15 protein-coding genes are annotated in these 19,338 nt (G+C 62.4%); 10 read left to right on the top strand and 5 right to left on the bottom strand.

The window, feature by feature from the left end:
* The first annotated feature begins 38 nt into the window (after positions 1–38).
* Together PU133_RS15300 and PU133_RS15295 are read left to right on the top strand one after the other, a co-directional pair.
* Complete coding sequence (locus tag PU133_RS15300; protein ID WP_404862386.1) at positions 39–2,345, top strand: xanthine dehydrogenase family protein molybdopterin-binding subunit; 2,307 nt, start codon at positions 39–41, stop codon at positions 2,343–2,345.
* 286 nt (positions 2,346–2,631) lie between these two features.
* Positions 2,632–3,498, top strand: coding sequence for a DMT family transporter (locus PU133_RS15295; RefSeq protein WP_404864559.1), 867 nt, complete (start codon positions 2,632–2,634; stop codon positions 3,496–3,498).
* 3 nt (positions 3,499–3,501) lie between these two features.
* Here the strand turns inward: PU133_RS15295 and PU133_RS15290 are convergent, their stop codons facing one another.
* Positions 3,502–4,011: a cyclic nucleotide-binding/CBS domain-containing protein gene (locus tag PU133_RS15290; RefSeq protein ID WP_404862385.1), complete on the bottom strand. Its 510-nt coding sequence runs from the start codon at positions 4,009–4,011 to the stop codon at positions 3,502–3,504.
* A 260-nt stretch (positions 4,012–4,271) separates the two neighbouring features.
* Here PU133_RS15290 and PU133_RS15285 point away from each other — a divergent pair, with 260 nt between their 5' ends.
* Positions 4,272–5,474, top strand: a complete 1,203-nt coding sequence (locus tag PU133_RS15285) for a sensor histidine kinase (RefSeq protein ID WP_404862384.1) — start codon at positions 4,272–4,274, stop codon at positions 5,472–5,474.
* Positions 5,475–5,492: 18 nt separating this feature from the next.
* On the opposite strand, the gene PU133_RS15280 is transcribed toward PU133_RS15285, so the two are convergent.
* Together PU133_RS15280 and PU133_RS15275 are read right to left on the bottom strand one after the other, a co-directional pair.
* Positions 5,493–6,764: an MFS transporter gene (locus PU133_RS15280; RefSeq protein ID WP_404862383.1), complete on the bottom strand. Its 1,272-nt coding sequence runs from the start codon at positions 6,762–6,764 to the stop codon at positions 5,493–5,495.
* A gap of 170 nt (positions 6,765–6,934) precedes the next feature.
* Complete coding sequence (locus tag PU133_RS15275) at positions 6,935–7,834, bottom strand: uracil-DNA glycosylase family protein (protein ID WP_404864558.1); 900 nt, start codon at positions 7,832–7,834, stop codon at positions 6,935–6,937.
* A 167-nt stretch (positions 7,835–8,001) separates the two neighbouring features.
* On the opposite strand from PU133_RS15275, the gene PU133_RS15270 reads away from it, so the two are divergent.
* From PU133_RS15270 to PU133_RS15255, 4 genes are all read left to right on the top strand, one after another.
* The gene (locus tag PU133_RS15270) at positions 8,002–9,672 is read left to right on the top strand and encodes an electron transfer flavoprotein-ubiquinone oxidoreductase (RefSeq protein ID WP_404862382.1); all 1,671 of its coding nucleotides are present in this window, start codon (positions 8,002–8,004) and stop codon (positions 9,670–9,672) included.
* Between the two features lie 12 nt (positions 9,673–9,684).
* Complete coding sequence (locus tag PU133_RS15265; RefSeq protein WP_404862381.1) at positions 9,685–10,557, top strand: endonuclease/exonuclease/phosphatase family protein; 873 nt, start codon at positions 9,685–9,687, stop codon at positions 10,555–10,557.
* A 77-nt stretch (positions 10,558–10,634) separates the two neighbouring features.
* A complete protein-coding gene (locus tag PU133_RS15260) occupies positions 10,635–11,249 on the top strand; it encodes a LysE family translocator (protein ID WP_404862380.1) in 615 nt (204 codons plus the stop codon).
* A 163-nt stretch (positions 11,250–11,412) separates the two neighbouring features.
* On the top strand, positions 11,413–12,366 hold the full coding sequence (locus tag PU133_RS15255) for a diacylglycerol kinase family protein (RefSeq protein ID WP_126010975.1): 954 nt from the start codon (positions 11,413–11,415) through the stop codon (positions 12,364–12,366).
* Here the strand turns inward: PU133_RS15255 and PU133_RS15250 are convergent.
* Complete coding sequence (locus tag PU133_RS15250) at positions 12,335–13,837, bottom strand: AMP nucleosidase (protein WP_404862379.1); 1,503 nt, start codon at positions 13,835–13,837, stop codon at positions 12,335–12,337. The two genes, PU133_RS15255 and PU133_RS15250, sit on opposite strands and share 32 nt — an antisense overlap.
* Positions 13,838–14,147: 310 nt before the next feature.
* Between PU133_RS15250 and PU133_RS15245 the strand changes: the two genes are divergently transcribed.
* A complete protein-coding gene (locus PU133_RS15245; RefSeq protein WP_404862378.1) occupies positions 14,148–16,115 on the top strand; it encodes a methyl-accepting chemotaxis protein in 1,968 nt (655 codons plus the stop codon).
* Between the two features lie 158 nt (positions 16,116–16,273).
* Positions 16,274–18,277: an AI-2E family transporter gene (locus PU133_RS15240; RefSeq protein WP_404862377.1), complete on the top strand. Its 2,004-nt coding sequence runs from the start codon at positions 16,274–16,276 to the stop codon at positions 18,275–18,277.
* Positions 18,278–18,292: 15 nt separating this feature from the next.
* Here the strand turns inward: PU133_RS15240 and PU133_RS15235 are convergent, their stop codons facing one another.
* Complete coding sequence (locus tag PU133_RS15235; protein WP_164527742.1) at positions 18,293–18,460, bottom strand: hypothetical protein; 168 nt, start codon at positions 18,458–18,460, stop codon at positions 18,293–18,295.
* Positions 18,461–18,638: 178 nt separating this feature from the next.
* Here PU133_RS15235 and PU133_RS15230 point away from each other — a divergent pair, with 178 nt between their 5' ends.
* Positions 18,639–19,334 (top strand): glutathione S-transferase N-terminal domain-containing protein, encoded by a 696-nt coding sequence (locus PU133_RS15230; RefSeq protein ID WP_404862376.1) that lies wholly within the window; start codon positions 18,639–18,641, stop codon positions 19,332–19,334.
* The last annotated feature ends 4 nt before the right edge of the window (positions 19,335–19,338 follow it).

Genomic DNA, 19,338 nt, shown 5'->3' with positions numbered 1-19,338 from the left:
CCCAAGCCGCCTTCATCGACGAGATACAGGACAATTTCATGACGATCGCTACACCGAAATTCGGAGTGGGTGCTTCCGCCTTGCGCAAGGAAGACGATGCGCTGATCAAGGGCGAGGGCCGCTATACCGACGACGTCAAGCGCGAAGGCGCGCTGCATTCCTATGTGCTGCGCTCGCCCCAGGCAGCCGGCACCTTCAAGATCGGGTCGCTCGACGAAGCAAAGGCGGCGCCCGGCGTGAAGCTTATCCTCATTGCCAAGGACATCGCTCATCTCGGCCCGATCAAATGCATGGCTAAGGCCAAGCAGCCGAGCGGCGAGGAGCACCCGGTGCGCGACATTCCGCTGCTGGCTGCGGACCGGGTGAACTATGTCGGCGACGCGATCGCCTTCATCGTTGCCGACAGCCTCGATCAGGCACAGGATGCGGCCGAACTGATTGAGGTCGACTACGATGCCGAAGACGCCCAGACCGATCTTGCGACCGCGCTCGATGAGGGGGCGCCGCTCGTCTGGCCGGAACTCGGCAGCAATCAGCTCTATCTCCACGAGAACGGCAACCGCGAAGCGACGGCCAAAGCCTTCGATGCCGCCGCGCATGTCACCACGATCCAGTTCGTCAATAACCGCCTTGTGTCGAACTATCTGGAGCCGCGTGCCTGCGTCGCCGAGTGGGATGATGAAGCAGGCTTCACCATCGTGGTCGGCAGCCAGGGCGTTCACTCCATGCGCCGGGCGCTGGCGCAACACGTCTTCAAGATGGATCTCGATAAGGTCCGCGTCATCAGCCATGACGTCGGCGGCGGCTTCGGCACCAAGATGTTTGCCTATCGCGAATATCCGCTCGCCATGGAGGCTGCACGGCTCCTGAAGCGTCCCGTCAAATGGACGTCCGATCGCACCGAGCATTTTCTCACCGATGCGCATGGCCGTGACAATCTTGTCACCGCGTCGATGGCCATGGATGCGGATGGCCGCTTCACGGGCCTCCGGATCGAGACGATCGCCAATATGGGCGCCTATTGCCACACATTCGGTCCGAACATTCCGGTGATCGGCTCAACCATGTCGACTGGCGTCTACGACATTCAGAACCTCGATCTCACCATTAAAGCGGTCATGACCCACACCGCGCCGGTCGATGCGTATCGCGGCGCTGGCCGGCCCGAAGCTGCCTATCTGATCGAGCGCCTGGTCGATGCCTGCGCGCGCGAAACCGGCCGCAAGCCGGAAGAGCTTCGCCGTATCAATTTCATCCGGCCCGAGCAGTTTCCCTACAAGACGCCCACCGGCCGAAAATACGACGTGGGCGAATTCGACGGGCACATGACCCAGGCGATGGACCGTGCCGGCTGGGCTGATTTCGAAGTCCGGCGCGCGGAAGCGGCAAGTCGCGGCAAGCTGCGCGGCATCGGAATGGCGACCTACATCGAAGCCTGCGCTTTTGCCGGCTCGGAGCCTGCCCATCTCGAACTAAACGGTGACGGAACGATCACGCTCTTCATCGGAACGCAGACGAACGGGCAGGGCCATGCCACGGCCTACAGCCAGTTCATCGCGGAAAAGATCGGCATCGACTTCGACAAGATCATCGTGCGCCAGGGCGACACCAAGGAGCTCGATCGCGGCGGCGGCACTGGCGGTTCGCGGTCGATTCCGCTCGGCGGCGTCTCGGTCTCCAACGCCTCCGAGATTCTCGCCGAGAAGATCCGCAAGCTCGCCGGCAAGGAACTGGAAGCCGGGCCGGAAGATATCGAACTGGTCGACGGCCAGGCGCGCATCGTCGGCACGGACCGCGCGGTGAACTACGGCGATCTCGCAAAAGGCGCGACCGATCCGGAAGACCTGAAAGCCATCTCCGACATCAAGCAGGACGAGGCGACCTATCCGAACGGCACCCATATCGCCGAAGTCGAGATCGACCCGGACACGGGCCATGTGGATGTCGTCGCCTATACGATCGTCGACGATTTCGGCGTGACCGTGAACCCCATTCTCCTGATGGGCCAGGTCCATGGCGGGGTCGTGCAAGGCATCGGCCAGGCGCTTGGCGAACGGGCGGTCTATAGCGATGACGGCCAGCTGATCACCGCGTCCTTCATGGATTACGCGGTGCCGCGGGCAGACAACGTGCCGTTCATCCAGTTCGAGACGCGCAATGTGCCGTCTACGACCAACGCGCTCGGCATCAAGGGCGCGGGCGAGGCCGGCACGATCGGGGCGTGTCCGTCGATCATGAACGCCCTTGTTGACGCGCTCGATGGCCCGCTCGGCATCCGCCACGTAGAAATGCCCGCAACGCCGGATCGGATGTGGGCACTGATCCAAGACGCGAAGGGCCACTAAGCGCCGAAATAACCCTGGGCGAGGGACGGTCTTCCGGTTCTTGAGGCCGGTTTCGTCTCTGCGGCCGGTGTTTTTTCAGACATCGGCCGCGTTCCCGGCTAATCAGGGTTGCTTACCAAACCCCTTGAGTCGTGCCGTGACCCCTCCTTCTCCTGCCAGGCAGGCCAATTCGTCATCCCCGGAAGCCGCATCAGCCGCGCCGGGTGACGTGTCTGCTCTCGCTCCCGACCCGGAGACGATCCGCGGCATCCTGCTCAAGATTGCTTCCGTCACGGTCTTCATCGGCATGTCCACCTGCATCAAGGCGGCGGGTGAGGGGATTCCTGCAGGTCAGATCGTTTTCTATCGGTCGCTCTTTGCGATGGTGCCGATCCTTACCTACCTGGCTCTGCGCCGGCAGCTGCGCACCGCTTTCGCCACGACAGCACCCCTGTCGCACTTTCTGCGTGGCTTTGTCGGCGTCTGCTCGATGGGCCTCGGCTTTTATGGCCTCACCAAGCTTCCCCTGCCGGACACGATCGCGCTCGGTTACGCGATGCCGCTGCTGACCGTCGTTTTCGCGGCGATTTTCCTGAAGGAGCAGGTGCGCATCTACCGCTGGAGCGCGGTGCTCGTCGGTCTCGTCGGTGTCATGATCATATCCTGGCCGCGCCTCACGCTGTTCAACAGCGGTGTCGGTTCGTCCGAGGAAGCGTTCGGCGTGCTGGCCATTCTCGCCTCCGCTGCACTCGGCGCCTGCGCAATGATCCTCGTGCGGCGGCTCGTCGCCACCGAGCGGACGCCGACGATCGTGCTCTATTTCTCGCTCTCAGCGACGCTGCTTGCGCTTTTGACACTGCCATTCGGCTGGGCAGCGCTCGACGCGGAGCGGTTCGCTCTGCTCATGGCTGCCGGCTTCTTCGGTGGTGTCGGCCAGATCCTGCTGACCCAGTGCTACCGTTATGCCGATGCTTCGACGATCGCGCCGTTCGAATACACCTCCATCATCCTGGGCATCGCGATCGGCTATCTGATGTTCGGCGACGTCCCGACCTGGTCGATGCTGCTTGGCACCGCCATCGTCATCGGTGCCGGCATCTACATCATCGTACGCGAGCATCAGCTCGGCCTCGAACGGCGCGCCGCGCGCAGGCTCGTCACGCCGCAAGGCTGATCGTCAGCTCGTCAGGAAGGCGATCAGGATCACCGTGTAGATCAGGATGCCGGCCGCGATCAGCACGAATTGCAGGTTGGACGAGATCGTCGCCCGGGTGACGTCCCGCGCATGGTCGATCATGTCCGGCCAGGTGTAGGACACGAAATCGCCCTGCGTCATGATTGCCGTCACGCGACCTTGGTTGTCCACAACGGGCAAGCGCCGGAAACGCTCGTTCGACATGATCTGCAGCCATTCGACGACATTGTCGTCGGCATGGGCGACCTTGACGTTGCGGCTCATGATGTCGCCGAGCATCGTCTGGTGCGCATCCCGACCCTGGTTGATGAGCCGCTTCATCAGATCGCGCTCCGTGACGATCCCCAGAAGCTTGTTCTGCGGATCGACCACCACCACTGAGCCGTAATTCATCTCCGACATCTGCTTCACCGCTTCGCTCACCGGCGTATCGGGCGGGAATGCGAGTGGTTTAGGCTTGTTCATGAACTCCTTGCGTTCGCGTATGCGCATCGTGATGCTCCCGGATGCAAAGCCCCCATGCCGACAGGTAGAGTATCATGCGGTGAGGCATAGCGTCGCAGCAGAAATTATGGAGCGCCGTCTTCAACACGGTGGGGGCTGGCGCACTTTGCAAATGGCGGGAAGGTGAGCCAAAGCTTGGAAAGCGCAATGGCAGATCCCATCTGATGCGCCGAACGAAACAATGCTCGGACCGACCATCAACCGGGCACACGACGGGCCGCCTTGAGGGCGGGGGACACGCATCATCCATGAATGAATCGCTTCAAGGCACCCTGGCGGTCGAAACGTTGACGACCGACGAACTCACCTACCGCCTGTCCCAGCAATCGCTGCTCGCCGAATTCGCGAGCTTCGCCTTGCAGTCGCGTGATCTCGATGCGGTGCTGCAGCGAGCGACGGAACTGTGCGCCGCTGGCCTGCGCACGCCCTATGCGAAGATCCTGTGTTACCGGCCGGAGCAGAACGACCTCCTGATGGTCGCCGGCGTCGGCTGGGAAGAAGGCTCGGTGGGCAATGCGGCGCTTGGTGCCGATCTGGCCTCGCCGGCGGGCTTTGCCTACCATACGCGCCAATCGGTCCTCTCGAACCATCTGGAGCACGAGGAGCGGTTCCGCACACCCGAACTTTTGCGCAGGCACAACATCCGTCGCGCGATCAATGTGCTGATCGAGTATGGCGACGGGCCGGAACGCTTCGGCGTCATGGAGGTCGACAGCCCGGATGCAGGCATGTTCGACACCTCCGACGCGCATTTCCTGGCGGGTTTTGCGGCACTGCTCGGCATCGCCATCGAGCGCCAGCATAAGGACCGGCTTCTGGCGCAGGCGCTGGAGCACCAGTCGCTTTTGACGCGTGAAATGAGCCACCGGGTCAAGAACTCGCTCGCTGTCGTGTCCAGCCTGCTGCGCATCCAGGCCCGCGGCGGCGTATCCGACGAGGTGCGCAAGGCGCTGGACGATGCAGGATCGCGAGTCGCGACCGTTGCGCAGGTGCACGATCATCTCTGGCGCGGCGAGATGGTGGGCGAGGTCGACCTCGTCGGGTTCCTGCGCGATCTCTGTCGCAACCTCGAAGGCGCCGGCCCCGGCCATCCCATCTCATGCGAAGGCCCGTCGCCGCTCAAAATGTCGGCCGACCGCGCCATCCCGCTGGGGCTGTTTGTCAACGAGACGATCACCAACGCGATGAAATACGCTTATCCAGAAGGCCAGCACGGCCCCATCGCCGTCAAGGTCGAAGCCGATGACGAGCGCGTCACGGTCAGCGTGAGTGATCAGGGCAACGGCTTTCCGCCGGACTTCGATTTCGAAGCTGCACGGGAGAGCCTCGGCCTCAAGATCGTGAACTCTTTCGCACGCCAGTTGGAAGCGGAACTCAAGATCGAGCCCCGCGCCAATCCCGGCTGCCGCTTTACGGTCAGCTTCGCGCGCAGCGCCTCAGTCGCGCACTAGGCGGTTGAAGCTCACGCCTCAAGCCGCAGGCCGCTCCTGGATCACGTCGTCGGGGGTCACGTCGACGCGCGGATCCAGTTCCACCGTCTGCGGCGTCTGCCCCTTGCCGATCGGGATCGCCCGGAAATCGGACCGCGCCTCTTCGGCCGGCTTGGCGCGCTTGGTGGTGCGGTAGAAGGCGTAAGCCGAATAGAGCCCGAATGCCGTGGCGATTGTCGCAAAGAGCGCCCACGGCCCAAACGCATCCATGGCGGCACCCGTGACGAGCGGTCCGATCATCGTGCCGAAGCCGTAAATGATCAAAAGGCCGCTCGAGACCTCCACGAACGCGTTCGGCTCGGCATGGTCGTTCGCATGAGCGACATTCAGCGAATAGATCGGGAAGAGCACCGAGCCCAGCAGGAACATCGTCAGGAAGAACGCCCAGCGGCTGTCGACGCCGACCAGGACGGCGGCAAGCGACAGCACCAGACCGACCAGCCCTGCGAAGATCATGACATAGCGGCGGTCGGTGCGGTCCGAAAACCGGCCGAGCGGGATCTGGAACACCGCTCCGCCAATCATGGCGGCAGCGAGCATCGTCGCGCCTTCCGCGGTGGAGAGCCCGCTCTGCTGCGAATAGACGGGCCCCAGATTGCTCCACGCACTCGCGATCGCTCCGGCCAGCACGGCGCCGACGACGGAGGCTGGCGAGTTGCGGAAGAGCTTGCGGATGTCGAGCGTCACCTGGCTCAGCGGCTGCGGCGACTGCGCGCTCGATATCCCGGTCGGGATCACCGCCAAACTGTAGAGCAGCGCGCCGACGATGAAGAGCGTGGGTCCGGCCGCATCGCCAAGCGGTACGGCAAACTGGCCCATCATGAGGCCAAGCATCGAAATGGTCATGTAGACCGAGAACACGCTGCCGCGCGTCTCGTTGGTCACACGCTCGTTGAGCCAGCTTTCGATGACCATGTAGCCACCGGCGATCGAAAATCCCGCCACCGCACGAATGAGAATCCAAGCCAGCGGATGGACGATCAGCGCATGCATGAGCACCGATACCGACATCAGCGTCGCGAGCACGGCGAAGACGCGAACATGCCCGACGCGCAGCACAAGCCGCGGGGTCAGCACACACCCGGTCGTGAAGCCTATCGCATAACTCGTGGCCATCAGTGAAACCGACAGCGTCGACCAGCCCTCGGCTACGGCGCGAAGCGGCAGCAGATATCCGGCAAGACCGCCTGCCATCAGCATCAGGAACGCTGAAAAAAGCAGACTGCCGATTGGCAAAAGATTGGTGACCATGGGCAAACGCCGCCGATTTTGTTGTTGTCGTTTTGGGCAAGGATGTGAGGACGGGTCGCGAAGCAGTCTGACCGCAACGCCCGCCCTGAACCTCGAATTGCACGAAATCATGGCAGACACCGGCCCAATGACGACACGCAGGGTGTCATCCGGCGTCAAACGGCTGGGAACTACGCGTCCAGCCGTGCTTTGAGCGCCAAAAGATCGCGCCAGGCGACTTTCTTGTGGGCCGGACTTGCGAGCAGAGCCTGTGGGTCGAGCATCGGCAGTGCCGGCCAGGTGCGATCGCCGAGCCGATAGTCCGTCCAGGTGCCGCACTGCGCGGTGATGTTGCCGGTCATGTCCATGAGGCCCTTGGTCACGACATTGCCAAGGACAACCAGGATTTCCGGATCGACGAGCTCGATATGGCGCTCGGCAAAGGGCCGGCAAAGCGCCACCTCATGCGGCGTCGGCGTTCGATTGCCGGGCGGCCGCCAGAAGATCAGATTGGTGAGATAGATGGTCTCACGGTTGAGCCCGATTGCGCCCAGCATCCGGTCGAGCATCTGGCCCTCGCGGCCGACGAAGGGGAGGCCTTGCAGATCTTCCTCGCGGCCGGGTGCGCCGCCGACGATCATCACCCGCGCCTGCGGATTGCCATCGGCAAAGACTGTGGTCTTGGCGCTGAATTTGAGGCTGCAGCCGGCATAGTCGCTCACGGCCTCGCGCAGTTCGGCAAGCGTCGTGGCTTGCCGTGCCTTCTGCCGCGCATCGGCAAGCGCGACCTCGTCGGGAATGATCCCGACCGGCATACCGTTCGACTGCTGCGAGGATTGTACGACGCGACCTTCGCCGGGACCCTCGCGCGGCGTCGCCGGCAGAGGGCGGGGATCCCGCTCGCCTGGCCGAACCGACACATCGGCACGCCCGGCGATCGGACCGGATCGCTCGGAGCGTAGGGTCGCGCTTTCCGCGAAGCGATCGATCGCGGCATCCTCCAGCATGCAGTCGACACCGGCATCGGCGTAGAAGGCGAGCAGGGCAGCCAGATCGCGATCTGAGAGCTGGGCGAGATCGTTGGAATGCATGCCCCTCAATTATCGTCCTTCCGCGGCGCTGGCAAACGCGCAGGGATTTCCCGGCCGTCTCGGGAACGGGACGGGTCGACAATGTGTTGACGTTTTGCCATGGAGAGTAGGCTTTCAGCGGCGGTGCGTGCCGGCATCTCTGCTCCAGACGAATGAGGAAACACCGGATGAACGACACGACCGAGGCTGCAATCGAACGCGAAAGCATGGAATTCGACGTCGTGATCGTCGGCGCTGGCCCTGCTGGTCTGGCAGCCGCGATCCGGCTGAAGCAGCGCGATCCTGAAATCAACGTCGTCGTGCTCGAAAAGGGTGGCGAGGTCGGTGCCCACATCCTGTCCGGTGCCGTCGTCGATCCATCCGGCATCGACCAGCTCCTTCCCGATTGGCGGAGCGAAGCCGATCACCCCTTCAAAACCCCCGTCACCGAAGATCAATTCCTCGTGCTCGGCCCGGCAGGCGGCATGCGCCTTCCGAATTTCCTGATGCCGCCGCTGATGAACAATCACGGCAACTACATCGTGTCGCTCGGCAATGTCTGCCGCTGGCTTGCCGGCAAGGCGGAAGAGTTGGGCGTCGAAATCTATCCGGGCTTTGCAGCTGCCGACCTGATCTATGACGATGCCGGCGCCGTCATCGGCGTGGTGACGGGAGACATGGGCATGGAGCGCGATGGCACGCGGGGTCCGAGCTTCCAGCCAGGCATGGAACTGCTCGGCAAATACGTGCTCATCGGCGAAGGCGTGCGCGGCTCGCTCGCCAAGAAGCTGATCGCCAAATATGCGCTTGCCAAGGACAGCGAGCCGCAGAAATACGGCATTGGCCTGAAAGAGCTGTGGGAGGTGAAGCCTGAGAACCACCGCCCGGGCCTCGTGCAGCATTCCTTTGGTTGGCCTCTCGATTACAAGACCGGCGGCGGCTCGTTCCTCTACCATCTCGAAGACAATCTCGTCGCCGTCGGCTTCGTCGTCCACCTGAACTACAAGAACCCACACCTGTCGCCCTTCGACGAATTCCAGCGGTTCAAGACGCATCCGAAGATCGCTGATGTGTTCGAAGGTGCCAAGCGCGTTTCCTATGGCGCCCGGGCGATCTCCGAAGGCGGCTTCCAGTCGGTACCGAAGCTCGTCTTCCCGGGCGGGGCGCTGATCGGCTGTTCGGCCGGCTTCGTCAACGTGCCGCGCATCAAGGGTTCTCACAACGCGGTGCTGTCTGGGATGCTGGCTGCCGAACATGTGGCGGATGCGATCAAGGCGGGACGCTCGCATGATGCGGTCGAGGGATACGATCAGGCCTGGCGGACATCGCCGGTCGGCGAGGACCTGAGCCGAGTACGCAACGTCAAGCCGTTCTGGTCGCGCTTCGGCATGGCCGGCATTGCGCTCGGCGGCATCGACATGTGGCTGACGACGCTGTTTCGCGGCTGGTCGCCTTTTGGAACCCAGAAGCACGGCGTGGCAGACCATGAAGCGCTCGAGCCAGCCTCCAAGCACAAGAAGATCGATTATCCGAAGCCAGATGGCGTGCTCACCTTCGATCGGCTCTCGTCGGTCTACCTCTCCAACACCAATCACGAGGAGGACCAGCCGGTCCATCTCCAGGTGAAGGACATGGAGCTGCAGAAGAAGTCCGAATGGGGCGTCTTCGCCGGCCCATCTGCGCGCTACTGCCCGGCCGCTGTCTATGAGTGGCACACGGAAGGCGGCGGCGAGCCGACCTATGTGATCAACGCGCAGAACTGCGTGCACTGCAAGACCTGCGACATCAAGGATCCCAACCAGAACATCAACTGGGTCCCGCCGCAGGGTGGGGAAGGGCCGGTGTACCAGAACATGTGAGGCGCCGGGCGGATGCTGGTCCGCCTGTCGGCACTTCTTGCTGCAATGGCGATCATCGTCGGCTGCATGTCCTTGCCATCGAACGACCGGGTGGATGGCGCCCGCCTGCGCGTCGCCAGCCTCAACGCCCTCTATATCCGCCCGTCGGGTCCGCGTTTTGAAGCGTGGCTCGATCGGCGTGAGGCCATGGTCTCCGCCATCGCCGAGATCGACGCTGACATCTTCGCATTGCAGGAAGTCGAGACGTTCGACGGCAGGCCGCTGAACGAGGACAATCTGCAGCTAGACTTCCTGATGGAGCGCTTGCCGTCCTATGGTTTCGCGGCAATCGGGCCGCCGGAAAGAGTGCCGTCGACCCAGCCTATCCTTTACCGAAAAGACCGGTTCAGGCTGGTCGACGAGGGGTTCTATTTCTATCCTGGCCAGGGCGATCCCGTATTTCCCCGCCGCGCGGATAGGCGACAGAACCGCTATGCAAGCTGGGCGCTCCTCCAGCCGCTGGAGGGTGGTTCGCCGATCCACGTCCATAACTTCCACTTCGACCATCAAAGCGGCACCCGGCGACAGGAAGCCGCTTCCCGGATCGCCACGGAAATAGCCCCAGCCGTCGCCCGCGGCGAGCCGGTGCTCGTCATCGGGGACCTCAACGCGCTGCGCCATTCGCCCACGGCCGCAATCCTGCGCCGAGCGGGCTTGGCGTTCTCACAGATGACCGGCCCGACTTTCCACTTCGGAACCGGCATCGGCGCTTTTCCGGCGATCGATCATCTTCTTTATTCCGATCGCTTCGAGCCCGTTGGCCGCGGTGTCGTGTTCCGGCGCAATTATGATGGCCAACTGCCCTCGGACCATCATCCCGTCGTTCAGGACTTCATCTTGCACTGAGGTTGGTAGATGCGCTTTCCCGGGCGCGGCTTAAGGCGTATTGTCCACGCCTCTAATTTGATCGTGGATTGCCTTTCATGGACCTCGCTGCCCTGTCCGTTTTTGCCGGTGCGCTTTTCGTGGCCGCTGCTTCGCCGGGCCCCGGTATCGCCGCCATCGTCGCGCGGGTGCTGGGCACCGGCGCGGGCGGTGCGGTGATCTTTACGGTGGGGGTCGCCTTCGGTGACGTGCTGTGGCTTTCCGCTGCGATCGGCGGTTTGGCGCTGCTGGCCCAAAACTTCGCGCTGGTCTTCCAGGCGGTGAAATGGGCGGGCGTGCTCTATCTCGTCTATCTGGCCTACAAGATGTGGACGTCCGCGCCAAAGCCCACGAATGTGCGCGCCGCAGAGGGCGGTGAGCATCCGCTGGTGCTGTTTTCGGCGGGGCTCGCGGTGACGCTGGGCAATCCGAAGACCATGGTTTTCTACATGGCGCTCCTGCCCAATCTGATCGACCTGGAAGCGGTCACGATGCTCGGCTATGTGGAGCTGTCAGCGATCACGCTTGCCGTTCTCGCCATCGTCTTCGGCTTCTATATCGTGCTCGCGGCCCGGGCGCGGCAGCTTCTGACGAGCGCTCGCTCGATGCGAATCGTCAACCGCTTTTCCGCCACGGCCATGGTCGGCGCCGCAGCGTGGGTCGCGGCCCGCTGACACTCAATCAGAATTCGAGCAACAGGCTGTAACTTTTCGTTCGCTTGACCGTTTAGGCGGCGGCACCAATATGGTGTCGCGCCCGCCGGCCAAAGCTGGCTCCCATCTTTTTTTTCAGATGGATGAGGCAGGCGCGTCCCGACCGCTGATTGGATCCTCGACCATGAATGTGCATGCAGTCTTCAACCGCGACGGCGGAACGTTCCGCACGATGGATATGGATGCGTTCTGCCAGACCGCCACACGCATCTTCGAAGCGCATGGCCATACGCTCACGTGCGAAAACGTGACCGGCAAGCAGATCAAACGGAAGCTCGAGGCAGTCGCGGCCAAGGGTGACGTCGATGTTCTCTTGGCCGGCGGTGGTGATGGCACGATTTCCACGGCGGCCGGTATCGCCTGGAAAGCTGGCATGCCGCTTGGCGTGGTGCCGGCGGGCACCATGAACCTTGTTGCGCGAACCTTGAAGGTGCCGCTCGATCTGGAAGAGGCACTTGAATCCCTGGCGGCCGGTGAGATTATGGATGCCGACATTGCGAGCGCCAACGGCCGCGCCTTCGTGCACCAGTTCTCGATCGGCATGCAGGCCCGCATGGTCCGGCTGCGCAACAGCTACTCGTTCAAGTCCCGCTTCCAGAAGATCATCGCGACGAGCCGTGCTGCCATGGGCGTCATCCTCGATCCGCCGGTCTTCAAGGTGTCCATCGATATCGATGGCAAGTCCGAGACCCGCAAGGTGTCCGCGATCGCCGTCTCCAACAATCACTATGGCAACGATTCCCTGCTTTATGCGGACACGCTGACAGGCGGCCAGTTGGGCATTTACATCGCCAAGCCGCTATCGACGGCCGGCATGACGCGTCTTGCGGCCGACATTCTGCGCCGTCGCTTCCGCGACAATGAGAATATCGACGAGATCGGCGCCATGAAGGTGCACCTCTATTTCCCCAAGCTCTATTCCAAGGCGCGTGCTGTCATCGACGGCGAGTTGGTGGAGCTGGAGCGAGACGTGACCATCCTGCTCCACCCGGGCGAGCTGAAGATCCTCGCGCCCAGCCAGACAGCTTTGGACGCGAAGGGCGCATCTACTGGAAAGCAGTCTCGTAAAAGCTCCTGAGCTTGCGCGAATGCAGACGCTCGGGTGGCATGGCGGCAAGCTTCTCCATCGCGCGGATGCCGATTTCCAGATGCTGGCTCACCTGCGTCCGGTAGAACGCCGTTGCCATGCCGGGAAGCTTCAGCTCGCCATGAAGCGGCTTGTCCGAGACACAAAGCAGCGTTCCGTAGGGCACGCGAAAGCGGAAGCCGTTTGCCGCGATCGTCGCCGATTCCATGTCGAGCGCGATCGCGCGTGACTGGGAGAGCCGCTTCACCGGTCCGCGCTGGTCGCGCAGTTCCCAGTTACGATTGTCGATCGTGGCAACCGTGCCCGTGCGCATGATGCGCTTCAGATCGTACCCTTCCAGCCCTGTGACTTCGGCAACCGATTCCTGCAGCGCGACCTGGATTTCGGCAAGCGCCGGAATGGGCACCCACACCGGAAGATCGTCGTCGAGCACGTGGTCTTCGCGCACATAGGCGTGGGCCAGCACATAGTCGCCCAATGTCTGGCTGTTGCGCAGGCCCGCGCAGTGGCCGAGCATCAGCCACGCATGCGGCCTGAGCACCGCGATGTGATCGGTAATGGTCTTCGCGTTAGATGGCCCGACACCGATATTCACCATGGTGATCCCGCCATGGGATTTCTTCTTCAGGTGATAGGCCGGCATCTGTGGCAGCCGCACGCCGGCCACGCCTTCCGTCGGCTCGTCCGAGCCTGCGGGCGTCATCAGGTTGCCCGGTTCGACGAAGGCTTCATAGCCACCGCCGCCTTCCGCCATCAGGCGGCGGGCAAAGGCGCAGAACTCATCCACGTAGAACTGGTAGTTCGTGAACAGGACGAAATTCTGGAAATGGTCGGCATTGGTCGCTGTGTAGTGTGACAGCCGCGCTAGCGAGTAGTCGATGCGCTGCGCGGTGAAGGGCGCGAGCGGCGAGGGCTCGCCGGGTCCGGGCTCGTAGGCGCCATTGGCGATCTCGTCATCGGTATTCGTCAGGTCCGGGGTATCGAAGAGATCCCGAAGCGGCACCGTGAAGTTTTCCGCAAAGGATGCTTCCACATAGGCGCCTTCGCCGAAAGCGAAATGCAGCGGGATCGGCGTATCCGATTCCGACACGACGATCGGTACGCCATGGTTCTTCAAGAGGAGCCCGATCTGGTCCTTCAGATAGGGTGCGAACAGTTCCGGCCGCGTGATCGAGGTCGTGTAATGCCCGGGCTGGGTCACATGCCCATAGGAGAGGCGCGAATCAACATGGCCGTAGGAGGTCGTGTAGAGGCTGACCTGCGGGTAGTAGGCGCGATACCGCGTAGCGGGCGGAACGCCTTCACTCAGGCCTCTGAACGCGTCGGTCAGGAACGCGGTGTTGCGGGCATAAAGCTCCGAAATGGCTGCCAGCGCTTCATCCGGATCAGAGAATGATCGCGGTTCGTAAGCGTCAGGTGACAAAATGCGGGCGTCGGTGTGGTCGAAAGTCTTCTTGTCCATGCTCTACTATAGGCATCGCTTCGTGACAGGGAAATCGCCAACGCTAATTTTCCACGCAAGGGGCACCTACTGGAATTGATGATACGCAATTAATGCCTTCTTCATAGACGACTGCCACCAATGATATGGCTTGGAGACTGGTACTTCGCCACCAGATTGCATGATGCAGTTCTCCGGGACGCCTCCCATCGGCGGCATGGCGTTGCGACGAGATGATCTCTCGGCGCGTCACTCTCATCAACGATCGTCAAACAACCGTTTAACGGCCCGCTTTCGCGCGGGACCGACGCTATGTCCATGGGAACAACGAATGTCGAAGATAAAGATAAAGCAGCTGCTGCCGGCCCTTTTCGCGCTGATGGCGCTGATCGCGCTCGCTCAGGGCGCACTGGGCTATTCGGCGGTGGCGACACTGCGGGAGCAGGTACAGGAATTCAGTGAGCGTCGTGTCCAGATCGGTCAGCTGATCAACCAGATCGATGCTGCGACGGCCGACATTCGATTGGCGCACGCAAATCACACCATGGCCATCACCCCGGAAGAGACGGCTGAAGTCGAAGATCGGATCGTGCGCCGCATGGAGCGGCTGGATGAGCTGAATGCTCTGTACTTGACCTATCTGACGACGGATACCTCGCGCGGACTTCATGCTGAGTTCACACAGGCTTGGGGCGCCTACATGGACTCGGCGAACGAGATGCTGGAGCGTTCGCGCCTGAACCGGAAAGGCGCCGCCCAGAGCATGTTCATGGGTTCTCTGCGTGTCGCCTATAACGAGATCGACAGCCGGATCGCCGCCATGCTCGATTTCAACGACCAGATGAACGCGAACGCCGTGGCAGAGGCTGAAGCAGCCTACGAGCAGGCGCGCATCGTCACAATCGGTGCCGTCCTCCTGTCGATTTTGCTGGCGATCGGGGCGGGCGTGCTTGCACTCAACCGGATTTCCAAGCCCATCACCCGCATCACCGCGTCCATGAACGCGCTCGCTGCAGGTGACCTGCAGAGCGAAATTCCGTTCTCCGACCGCAGGGACGAGATCGGTGACATGGCGGCATCGGTGGCGATCTTCCGCGATGCCGGCCGCGACAAGATCCGTCTGGAGCAGGAGGCAGAGGACGGCCGTTCGCTGACCGAGAAGGAGCGGATCGCCCGCGAAGCCGAAAAGGCACGGGAAGCAGCACAGATCGAAATGGCGATCACAGCCATCGGCGAAGCGCTCGGCCGCTTGGCGGATGGCGACGTTGCCTATCGCATCGACACCGAATTCTCCGGCAAGCTCGATCGTTTGCGTCTCGATTTCAACGAGGCCGTGGCGAAGCTTGAGGAAGCGCTGCGGGCTGTCGGCGGCAATGCAAGCGGCATCTATGCAGGGTCGGAAGAAATTCGCGCCGCTGCCGACGATCTCTCCAAGCGCACCGAACAGCAGGCGGCCTCCGTCGAGGAAACCGCAGCAGCGCTCGAGCAGCTGACGACGACGGTGAAGGACGCCACACACCGCGCGGAAGAGGCTGGTCATCTCGTCGCCAAGACCCGCGAAGGTGCTGAGCGTTCCGGTGAGATCGTCGCCAGGGCCGTCGGCGCCATGGGCGCGATCGAAGCTTCGTCCGACAAGATCGGAAGCATCATCGGCGTTATCGACGACATCGCCTTCCAGACCAACCTTCTGGCGCTCAACGCAGGTGTCGAAGCCGCACGGGCAGGCGATGCGGGCAGGGGCTTTGCGGTCGTCGCCCAGGAGGTCCGGGAGTTGGCGCAGCGCTCCGCTCAGGCAGCCAAGGAGATCAAGACCCTGATCACCAGCTCCGGTGCACAGGTCAAGGAAGGGGCATCTCTCGTCAGCGAAACCGGCAAGGCGCTGGAAGCCATCGTGGTCGAGGTGCAGGAGATCAACCGCCACGTCGTTGCGGTCGTGGAAGCCTCGCGCGAGCAGTCGCTCGGTCTCGGCGAAATCAACACTGCAGTGAACCAGATCGACCAGAACACCCAGCAGAACGCCGCCATGGTGGAACAGTCCACGGCGGCAAGCCACAGTCTGGCGCGTGAGGCGACGGCGCTCAACGAGCTGCTCGCGCAGTTCAAGATCGGCGGCATGGATGGCCATGAGGGCCGATCGACGACGCCAAGGCAGCGGCCCGTTGTTGCGGCGGCCGAGCACAGCGCGACGAAGCGGCCCGAATCGCCGGCCCGCGCGCTTGGCCGCAGGCTTGCCGGTGCATTCTCTCCGCGCAGTGAAGGCAATGCGGCGCTGAAAGCCTCGGACTGGGAAGAGTTCTGATCGCATCGTTCGAGAGCCCCGCTTTAAAAGCGTGGATCGGGGGAGGGAAAAGGCGGCCTGATGGCCGCCTTTTCTTTTCATGAGATCGCCCTAAGGAACCAATCGAGGCAGGCCCCGTTCTGGTCCTGTCTGACCGTCGCTCGCGGTGAGGCATCGAATTGGGTGCGAGCGTGGTGGAATTCATGCCGCAGCAGGACAGCAAGCGAAGCGCAGCCATCGCCGGCGGCGCTTTAACTCCTAAAGTCACACCAGCAGGAACGGCTGTTCGCCAGGCCGCCCCCTTCGGCCCGCAGTCGCTGATCGCCGCGATCGCAGCCGTCACGGCGCTCTATTTCGGTCGGGATGTATTCGTGCCGATCGCCTTGGCCGTCCTTCTGACCTTTCTTCTTTCGCCCATCGTTTCGCTGCTGCGGCGCTGGCGGATCCCGAGATCCATTTCGGTCGTCACGGTCGTCATCATGGCGATGTTCACGATCTTCTGCTTCGGCGTCGTCGTCGCCAATCAGGTGAGCGTGCTTTCGTCGAACCTGCCTTCCTATCAGTTCAACATCCAGAACAAGATCCGCGACCTGCGCGAAACGCAGTTGGCTAGTGGCTCCTTCGACCGCGCCGCAGCCATGCTGGAAGCAATCGAGGCGGAAATCCGGGAGACTGAGCAGAACGATGCGGAGAATGCGCAAGCGTCCGGCGAACCGTCGCCGATGACGGTGCGGATCGAGGAAGCGCCTCTTACCCCGCTGGAGATGCTGCAGACATTCGTCGTCCCGCTGATCGAGCCGCTGGCCACAGGCGGCATCGTGATCGTGTTCGTGATCTTCATGCTTCTGCGACGGGAAGATTTGCGGGATAGGTTCATCCGCCTCGCGGGATCGACCGATATCCATAAGACCACCAGCGCCTTGCAGGATGCCGGGCGACGCGTCGGCCAGTACCTGTTGATGCAACTGGTCGTGAACGTCACCTACGCCATCCCGGTTGCCGCAGGTCTCTGGTTCATCGGCGTGCCGAACGCGCTCCTGTGGGGCTTGCTCGCCCTCGTGCTCCGCTTCGTTCCTTATGTCGGTCCGATCATTGCCGCGTTCTTCCCGCTGGCACTGGCGATCGCGGTCGATCCGGGCTGGACGATGCTGTTTTATACCGCGGCATTGCTCATCACGCTGGAACTGATATCCAACAACCTGATCGAGCCGTGGCTTTACGGGTCGCGCACAGGCCTCTCACCGGTCGCCATCATTCTTGCAGCGATCTTCTGGACGTGGCTCTGGGGGCCCATCGGCCTGCTTCTTTCCACACCCCTGACGGTTTGCTTCGTCGTGCTTGGGCGCCACGTTCAGCAATTCGAATTTCTCGACATTCTCCTCGGCAACGAGCCGGTCCTCGCCCCGCACGAGCGGCTCTATCAGCGCTTGCTGGCCGGCGATCCGGACGAAGCGACGGAACAGGCGGAGATTTATCTGCGCGAGCGTCCGATCCGCTCATTTTACGACGATGTTGCCATCCCGGCGCTCGTTCTGGTCGAGCATGACCGCTCGCGCGGTGTTCTGGACGATGCTCATCGCGAAATGGTCGCAACAAGCGCCGTGGAACTGGTCGACAACCTGTCGGAACATGAGGACGTGGACGCTGCCGAGAGCGCGGACGAGACATATTTGCAGCACCGCGCAGGCGCGGATTTGAAGCTGAAACCGGGACGCATCGTCTGCGCGGGTGCTCGCGGCAATCTCGACGATGCGGCAGCCTTAATGCTGCGCGATGCGCTGGAACATGCTTCGATCCACGCCCTGGACGTGCCGCACGAGATGCTCCAGCCGACCCAGCTTCGCAGTTTCGATTTCGACGATATCGGTACGATCGTGGTGGGGTATCTGAACAGCGAATCCATCGCACACGCCCGCTATCTGGTGCGTCGCCTGCGCCGCCAGAGCCCCAAACTGACAATCATCATCGCATTTTGGGGTGCGACAGGCGGCCGGGACGCGTTGGCGAAGATCGAGGACGCGATCCGTCCCGACGCTGTCTGCACGACGATCGTGGAGGTTGTGGCAGCGCTGAAACCGCTTGCCGAGGTGTCGAAGAAAGCTGAGGCGAGAGCGGCTGTCGAAGGCGCGGAAGAAGATCACGCATCTGTTGGGCTTCTGTCGGAACCGCAGCCTGCCGTTTGACGCCGATCTTGCGTGTCAGCCGGCCCGCTGCAGGCTGACATAGAGCACGAGACCGGCGCCGCTGATGTTGTTTTCAGCACCGGCATTGGCCATCGCAAAGGCGCCCATCGGCCCGACGAAGGTGGCTGTGAGGAGGCAGATGCGCAGAGCAGTCGCGATGCCTCGCTTGGACCTGGCGATCATGACTGTCTCTCCTCTCAAGCCAGCGGCCCATCCGCTGATCGTGTCGCCTTTATAAGAAAGAGCTTCTGAATGCGGTCTGAGGCTCGCGTTCATCCAGCGTTCAGACAATCGGCTTCGTCCGCTTGCATGGCCGAATACCGAACCTACCTTGATGCCAACGCAACAGGAGGCTCCCAAGATGAACGACAGGCCTATCGAACTGCATTACTGGCCGACACCAAATGGCTGGAAAGTCACGATTTTCCTTGAGGAGGTGGGTCTTCCCTACGACGTCAAATACGTCAATATCGGCAAGGGCGAGCAGTTTGAGCCCGAGTTCCTGAAGATCGCGCCGAACAACCGTATGCCCGCGATCGTCGATCCGGATGGTCCCGGTGGGCAGCCCATTTCAGTGTTCGAATCTGGCGCGATCCTTCAGTATCTGGGCCGCAAGACGGGGCAGTTCTACCCAAGAGACGAGCGCGCACGTGTCGAGGTTGACCAATGGCTGTTCTGGCAGATGGGCGGTCTGGGGCCGATGGCCGGCCAGGCCCATCATTTCCGCCAGTACGCGCCGGAGAAGGTGCCCTACGCCATCGATCGCTATACCAACGAGGTGAACCGCCTCTACGGCGTCATGAACAGGCGCCTGGCGGACCGTGAGTTTCTAGCGGGCGCGTATTCGATCGCCGACATGGCCTGCGTCGGGTGGGTCAAGCCCCACGCCAATCAGGGCCAGGATCTGAACGACTTCCCCCATCTGAAGCGCTGGTTCGAAACGCTGCTGGCCCGTCCCGCAGTTGAGCGTGGCCTCAAGGTGGGAGAGGAGCACCGCCGCAACATCGCCAATGACGATGAGGCGAAGAAGGTGCTCTTCGGCCAGCGCGCGCGCTGAGTGA

It is taken from the genome of Georhizobium sp. MAB10 (genome assembly GCF_045012825.1).
Classification (GTDB): Bacteria; Pseudomonadota; Alphaproteobacteria; order Rhizobiales; family Rhizobiaceae; genus Georhizobium; species Georhizobium profundi.
Note: the sequence above shows the minus strand (reverse complement) of the source record. Positions and strands in the feature narration are given on the sequence as shown.

What these genes read in the sequence shown, in the direction of transcription:
- PU133_RS15290 (WP_404862385.1), bottom strand. Translation starts at nt 4,011, where the DNA reads ATGCGCATACGCGAACGCAAGGAGTTCATGAACAAGCCTAAACCACTC.
- PU133_RS15285 (WP_404862384.1), top strand. Translation starts at nt 4,272, where the DNA reads ATGAATGAATCGCTTCAAGGCACCCTGGCGGTCGAAACGTTGACGACC.
- PU133_RS15250 (WP_404862379.1), bottom strand. Translation starts at nt 13,837, where the DNA reads ATGGACAAGAAGACTTTCGACCACACCGACGCCCGCATTTTGTCACCT.
- PU133_RS15270 (WP_404862382.1), top strand. Translation starts at nt 8,002, where the DNA reads ATGAACGACACGACCGAGGCTGCAATCGAACGCGAAAGCATGGAATTC.
- PU133_RS15295 (WP_404864559.1), top strand. Translation starts at nt 2,632, where the DNA reads ATGTCCACCTGCATCAAGGCGGCGGGTGAGGGGATTCCTGCAGGTCAG.
- PU133_RS15265 (WP_404862381.1), top strand. Translation starts at nt 9,685, where the DNA reads ATGCTGGTCCGCCTGTCGGCACTTCTTGCTGCAATGGCGATCATCGTC.
- PU133_RS15275 (WP_404864558.1), bottom strand. Translation starts at nt 7,834, where the DNA reads ATGCATTCCAACGATCTCGCCCAGCTCTCAGATCGCGATCTGGCTGCC.
- PU133_RS15280 (WP_404862383.1), bottom strand. Translation starts at nt 6,764, where the DNA reads ATGGTCACCAATCTTTTGCCAATCGGCAGTCTGCTTTTTTCAGCGTTC.
- PU133_RS15255 (WP_126010975.1), top strand. Translation starts at nt 11,413, where the DNA reads ATGAATGTGCATGCAGTCTTCAACCGCGACGGCGGAACGTTCCGCACG.
- PU133_RS15300 (WP_404862386.1), top strand. Translation starts at nt 39, where the DNA reads ATGACGATCGCTACACCGAAATTCGGAGTGGGTGCTTCCGCCTTGCGC.
- PU133_RS15260 (WP_404862380.1), top strand. Translation starts at nt 10,635, where the DNA reads ATGGACCTCGCTGCCCTGTCCGTTTTTGCCGGTGCGCTTTTCGTGGCC.
- PU133_RS15230 (WP_404862376.1), top strand. Translation starts at nt 18,639, where the DNA reads ATGAACGACAGGCCTATCGAACTGCATTACTGGCCGACACCAAATGGC.
- PU133_RS15235 (WP_164527742.1), bottom strand. Translation starts at nt 18,460, where the DNA reads ATGATCGCCAGGTCCAAGCGAGGCATCGCGACTGCTCTGCGCATCTGC.
- PU133_RS15245 (WP_404862378.1), top strand. Translation starts at nt 14,148, where the DNA reads ATGTCGAAGATAAAGATAAAGCAGCTGCTGCCGGCCCTTTTCGCGCTG.